This window comes from Oleiphilus sp. HI0043 (genome assembly GCF_001634935.1).
This window is the reverse complement of record NZ_LWEY01000849.1, coordinates 1-756: the sequence shown is the minus strand read 5'-3', so window position 1 is coordinate 756 and position 756 is coordinate 1. Positions and strand designations below refer to the sequence as shown.

Here is a 756-nt window from a genome sequence, read left to right as displayed (position 1 = left end):
TCACATTTACCGTGCGCGTTTGCTGTACGGCAGGGTTGCCGTTGGAGTCACTGACATCGTAGGTGATCACGTAGGTACCAGTAACACTGGAATCTACGGTAGCACCACCGACGATGATGTTAGTTGAGATATCACCATCCAGCGCATCGCTTGCAGTCGCGCCAGCATCGGTATAGGGGGTATTTAGTTCATGGTTAAGTGGGCTGCTACCTAGGAGAGTGATGCTAGGTGCGCCAGTATCTTGAACGTTAATTGTTCGGGTAACGGTAGTAGCAGAGTTGCCTGAGGAATCGTTCACGTTGTAGCTCAGTACATAACTGCCGATTACGGTTGCATTGACTGTACCGCTGACACCGATGTTTGCAGAAATATCGCCGTCAGTATTATCTGTGGCTGTGGCACCAGGGTCAGTGTAAATTGTATTCACTTCATGATTAATTGGGTTATTGCCAACTAAGGTGATTACCGGTGGTGTTACATCATCTACCGTCACAAACCTTACCATGGGGTTTGCAGCATTTCCTGATGAATCAGTGACATTGTAGATAACTGTGTAAGTTCCTTGAGTATTTCCATCGACGGTATCACCGCTAACAACAATATTTGAGCTAATATCGCCATCTATATTGTCTAATGCTGTAGCGCCCGCATCGACGTAGGCTGTGCCAAGCTGGTGATTGGTGTTTGTATCGCCAATTAAAGTAATTACTGGGGCTGTTGAGTCATCTATGTTGACTGTACGGGTTACGGTTGGAG

General features: G+C 46.8%; 1 protein-coding gene. It reads right to left on the bottom strand.

The annotated features are described in order from the left end of the window. Positions 1 to 756 (bottom strand): immunoglobulin-like domain-containing protein (locus tag A3729_RS09625; protein ID WP_156497851.1); only part of this gene is annotated, 756 nt, incomplete at both ends.